5 protein-coding genes and 1 pseudogene are annotated in these 4,491 nt (G+C 69.1%); 3 read left to right on the top strand and 3 right to left on the bottom strand.

Annotation, left to right across the window (positions count from 1 at the left end):
* Positions 1-362, top strand: a pseudogene (locus AC1DOC_RS20725) (cytochrome ubiquinol oxidase subunit I); the annotation flags it as partial.
* Positions 363-368: 6 nt separating this feature from the next.
* On the opposite strand, the gene AC1DOC_RS20720 reads toward AC1DOC_RS20725, so the two are convergent.
* Positions 369-1,220 carry a class I SAM-dependent methyltransferase gene (locus AC1DOC_RS20720; RefSeq protein ID WP_478081412.1) on the bottom strand — a complete coding sequence of 284 codons (852 nt, stop codon included), beginning with the start codon at positions 1,218-1,220 and terminating at the stop codon, positions 369-371.
* Between the two features lie 74 nt (positions 1,221-1,294).
* On the opposite strand from AC1DOC_RS20720, the gene AC1DOC_RS20715 reads away from it, so the two are divergent.
* Positions 1,295-1,738: a helix-turn-helix domain-containing protein gene (locus AC1DOC_RS20715; RefSeq protein ID WP_478081411.1), complete on the top strand. Its 444-nt coding sequence runs from the start codon at positions 1,295-1,297 to the stop codon at positions 1,736-1,738.
* Between the two features lie 155 nt (positions 1,739-1,893).
* Positions 1,894-2,232 carry a PRC-barrel domain-containing protein gene (locus AC1DOC_RS20710; RefSeq protein ID WP_012747121.1) on the top strand — a complete coding sequence of 113 codons (339 nt, stop codon included), beginning with the start codon at positions 1,894-1,896 and terminating at the stop codon, positions 2,230-2,232.
* A 64-nt stretch (positions 2,233-2,296) separates the two neighbouring features.
* Here the strand turns inward: AC1DOC_RS20710 and AC1DOC_RS20705 are convergent, their stop codons facing one another.
* Complete coding sequence (locus tag AC1DOC_RS20705) at positions 2,297-2,479, bottom strand: hypothetical protein (RefSeq protein ID WP_478083457.1); 183 nt, start codon at positions 2,477-2,479, stop codon at positions 2,297-2,299.
* A 51-nt stretch (positions 2,480-2,530) separates the two neighbouring features.
* On the bottom strand, positions 2,531-4,491 hold a 1,961-nt coding region (gene treY / locus AC1DOC_RS20700; protein WP_478130396.1), incomplete at its 5' end, for a malto-oligosyltrehalose synthase.

Below are 4,491 nucleotides of genomic sequence, written 5' to 3'. Positions count from 1 at the left end.
CGCGCAGGCTGCATGCGGCAGATCCGCGCCGCCAGCGCAGGCTGCGCATGCTTGCGGCACTGGCCATGGCCTGCGCGGCCGGTGCGGCGGCGCTCGACATCGGCGGCCACCAGCTCGCCGGGCTCGATCCGCGCGCGCAGGGCTGGAGCGCTTCGGTCGGCATGCTGCTGGGCTACCAGGCTTTCCACATCGCAGTGCTGATGCTGATGGGCGGCTATGTGCTGGTGCGTTCGTGGTCGGGCCGGCTGCAGCCCGCGGCCCGCGCGACCATCGACAACACCGCGCTGATGTGGCACTGCGTGACGGCGCAGGGAATCATCGGGGCGCTCGCGGTGCAGGGCGTCCCGCGGCTCCTGGGCTGAGCGCCGCTACGCGGCCGGCGCCCGCGCGCCGATCATCCAGCAGGCGGCGGTGAAGCGAACTTCGCTGCCGTGCACGTAGGGCTCGAACGCCGCGCGCATGGCCTCGGTGACCCGTGTGCGCGTTCGCTCGTCCGCATCCTGGAGAACGAGGCCGACGGGGCCGAGCCGCGTGAGATAGCCATGCAGCGCCTTCTCGGGCAATGTGCATTCCACATCGATCGGCCGGATGTCGATGCCGGCCCAGCCGCTCTCTTCCAGGATGGACACCACCCGATCGCGGTCCGCGAGGGAGAACTGTCCCGGCGCGCCCGGCTTGCGCGCCGGCAGGTTCGGCAGCAGCGGCGCGGCGGCGCGCTCGGCCGTGGTCATGAACGGGTTCTCCGCGGCGCTGCGCCATGCGATGGCCCGGAGCATGGCGCCATCCTTCGCGGCGTGCCGCAGGTTGGCAAAGGCCTGCACCGGGCTGTCGAAGAACATCACGCCGAAGCGCGAAACGACCAGGTCGAAGCTCGCGGGCTCGAAGGCGTGCCGCTGCACATCGCCGCAGATGAAGCTTGCCGGCGCGCCCGCCCGTTCGGCGCGCGCGCGAGCGGCGGCAATCATCGGCTCGGAGATGTCGGCGCCGACGCAGTGCCCCGCCGCGCCGAGCACCCCCGCGATGGCCAGCGTGGTGGCACCGGTGCCGCAGCCGACGTCGAGCACCCGCCGCGCGGAGGCGGCGCCCGCCTCGTCCACCAGCAAGTTCTCGAACGGCGCGAACAGCTGGTCGAGCGACTCCTGCGCGTCGACCCAGGCGCGGCCGCCGCGGCCGTTCCAGAGGGCGGCTTGTTCGTTGTGTTGCTGGTCCGTGATGTCCATGATGGTTTGTCCTTGGCGTGTCTGTTTGGGCGAAAGCTAGACTGTGCAACTTCAAGCCGACTTGAGGTCAAGAGGTGGCGGCACAACATCTGGACATCGCCCAAGTGGCACAGCAATCCGGCGTCCCCGCATCGACGCTGCGCTTCTACGAGGAGAAGGGGCTCATCGCCTCGACCGGCCGGCGCGGCCTGCGACGCCTGTTCGATGCCGGCGTGCTGGAACGCCTCGCGCTCATCGCGGTGGGACGCGCCGCGGGCTTCTCGCTCGACGAGATCGCGCGCATGTTCGCGCCCGAGGGCGCACCGCGCATCGACCGGCAAATGCTCGCCGCCAAGGCCGAAGAGCTCGACCGCACCATCCGCAAACTGAGCGCCATGCGCGACGGCCTGCGGCACGCGGCGGCCTGCCCCGCGCCCAGCCACATGGAGTGCCCGACCTTCAGGCGCATCGTGCGCGCCGCGGCCTCCGGCGCCATTGGCGCACGCGAAAAAAAGAAGGCGCCGAAGTTGCCGAACTAGGTGCTGCCTCGTGCTGCACCCGGGTGCCAGACAGCCTCCTACAACACGACGATCTCTTGGCCGATGCGGCGCGGATTTTCTGGATCGAAAGTTGCAACCCTGGGCACTGCAATCTATGCCGTCATTCCCCAGAAATGCCGGCCGGAGACTTTTCCATGGTGAGCGCCAATCCAGTTATTTCGTCGGATCGTGTCGAGGGGACATCCGTCTACAACACGTCGGGAGACAAGCTCGGCAGCATCGATGAACTCATGATCGACAAGATCTCGGGCCAGGTCCGCTATGCCGTGCTGGAGTTCGGCGGCTTCCTGGGCATGGGCACGGACCGCTATCCGCTCCCCTGGTCCATGCTGAAGTACGACACCTCGCAGGATGGCTATGTGGTGCCGTTGACCAAGGCGCAGATCGAAGGTGCGCCCAAGTATGCGAGCGACCGCGTGCCGGAGTACGACGATACGTACAGCGGGACGGTGGACAAGTACTACGGGCTTTGAAAGCCCACGGCCGTCCGTAGCCTCACCGGATACGGCGGCTGCGGCCATCGCCGCCGGGCGGCGGTCAGTCGCCGAACCAGAACACGAGCCAGGACGACAGCGCCGTCAAGGTGGTCATCAGGAGGAGCGTGTCCTTCTGCCGCAACATGCCGCGGCGGCACAGTTGGCTCAAGTTCGACAGCATCTTGGTCTCCTCGCGGGTTTGGCCCTTTCCGGGAGTGTCGATCGCTTGGTTGACATTCGTCAATTAGGGCGATAGTTCAAAGGCATGCGCCCGAGAACCGAGGCGGCGGCTGGCCTATCGATCTGGATTCGCCGGCCTCAACGCCGCCCAAGGCAGGCGGCAGAAGGCCTCGTCGAGCGGCACGGCGGCACCCTGGGCCGTGAGGGATTCCCCGCTCAGAACGTTCTCCCATTCCGCACCCGCGGCGAGATCCCCAGGCAGCACCACCCTCGTCCCCCGCCATGCATCCGCATCCGGAAGCACCGGCACACCATCCGCTCCGGCGCGCGCAATCCCCGCAAACAACCGCCCCGCCATCACCACCAGCGTCCGCCCTTCGTGCCTGCGCGCAAAGGCCACCACATGCCGCGCCAGCGGCCCTTCGACCGCGAGCCCTTCATAGCTGCCTTCGCGGAAGAGCTCCGCATGCTCGCGCCGCATCGACAGCAGCCGCCAGATGAACCAGAGCTTCGCGCGGCCATCGTGCGGTGACTCGGCAAGCGCCTGCACACGCGCGGCAAGATCGGGCTCGCCAGCCATCGCCTGGAGCTCATCGAGCCGCCGGCTGCGCAGTTCATAGTCCACCGGCCGCCGGTTGTCGGGATCGACCAGGCTCAGGTCGACAAGCTCGCTGCCTTGATAGAGATCCGGCACGCCCGGTGAGCCGTACTTCAGCAGCGTGAGCGTCAAGCCGTTCCACGCACCGAACCACGACAGCCGATCGGCCAGGCGCTGGATGTCCGCAAGGCAGCCGTCCTTCGACAGGTCCGAGAGGATCCGCTGCACCAGGCCTTCGAGCGCCGCTTCGTAGGGCGCATCGGGCTGGGTCCAGCGGGTGTGGAGCTTGGCTTCGCGCGCGGCCTTCTGCATGTACTGCCACACACGCGCGGCATAGGCCGGCACGTCGGCAGCATCGAGGCCGCCGAAGGGCAAGGTGCCGAGCAGGGTCTGGTAGAGCAGGTATTCGTCGGCGCGCGACGGCGCCGCGCCCGCTGGCCCGCCGCCGCGGCAGAGCGCGTGCCAGCGCGCGAGCGCATCGCGCCACTCGCCGGGTATTTCGGAGAGCACGTCGATGCGGTTGCGCACCTCTTCCGATCGCTTGTTGTCGTGCGTGGAGGTCGCGAGCATGGTGTGCGGCCAGTGCCGCGCGCGGTCGGCGCTGAGCGCATGGAACTCTTGCACGTCGAAGCCGAACTGGTCGGGCTCGCCGCCGACCTCGTTGAGCGAACTGAGCGGAAAGTAGCGGTAGAACGAGGTGTCCTCCACGCCCTTGGCCGCGACCGGCGCGCTGAACTGCTGGAAGCGCATCGCGAACCGGCGCACGCGCCCGGCCAGCGCCGGTGGCGCATGCGCGGCCGCGGCCTCGCCGCGCAGCGAGCGGCGCACGAAGGCGAAGACGGAGCGGTCGGCATCGACACTCTGGCGCTCGGCCGCCTCGGTGGCGGCGTCGATGAAATGCGCGTCCTGCGCGGAGGGTGCGTCGACGATGTAGGTGCGGTAGACCGGCATGCAGGCCGCCACTTCGGCGAGCGCGCGGCGCAGCGCGTTGAGCGTGTAGTCGCGCGTGCCGCGGTCGGCCCGCGCGATCCTGAGCAGTTCGGTGGAGAGCACGTTGAGCTCCGACGACAGCGCGCTGCGCATGACCTCGCGCTTGCCGGCCCTTGCGACCGAGCCGAAGTCCTGCGCCTCGCCCGTGAAGCCATGCCAGGCCTGCCGCAGGGCGTCGGCCGCGGCGGTGTCCACGAGCACGCCGTTGGCCACGTTGGCAAAGCGGTAGCCGGTGGTGCCGTGCACATGCCATTCGGCGGGCACCTCTTCTTCCGAGGCGGCGATCTTCTCGGCCACCACGTACAGCGGGCGCGCCGGCCGTCCATCGGGGCCGGTAGCCGGCAGCACGATGCCCGCGCGGCGCGCATAGCCTTCCTGCAGCTGCCGGAAGTAGCGCGCAGGGTCGTACAGGCCATCGGGATGGTCGATGCGCAGGCCGTCCACCACGCCGGCCGCGGCAAGGTCGAGCGCGAAGGACTGGGTGGCCT

It is taken from the genome of Variovorax sp. 01T439_2 (assembly GCF_056398445.1).
Note: the sequence above shows the minus strand (reverse complement) of the source record. Positions and strands in the feature narration are given on the sequence as shown.

What these genes read in the sequence shown, in the direction of transcription:
- AC1DOC_RS20720 (WP_478081412.1), bottom strand. Translation starts at nt 1,220, where the DNA reads ATGGACATCACGGACCAGCAACACAACGAACAAGCCGCCCTCTGGAAC.
- AC1DOC_RS20710 (WP_012747121.1), top strand. Translation starts at nt 1,894, where the DNA reads ATGGTGAGCGCCAATCCAGTTATTTCGTCGGATCGTGTCGAGGGGACA.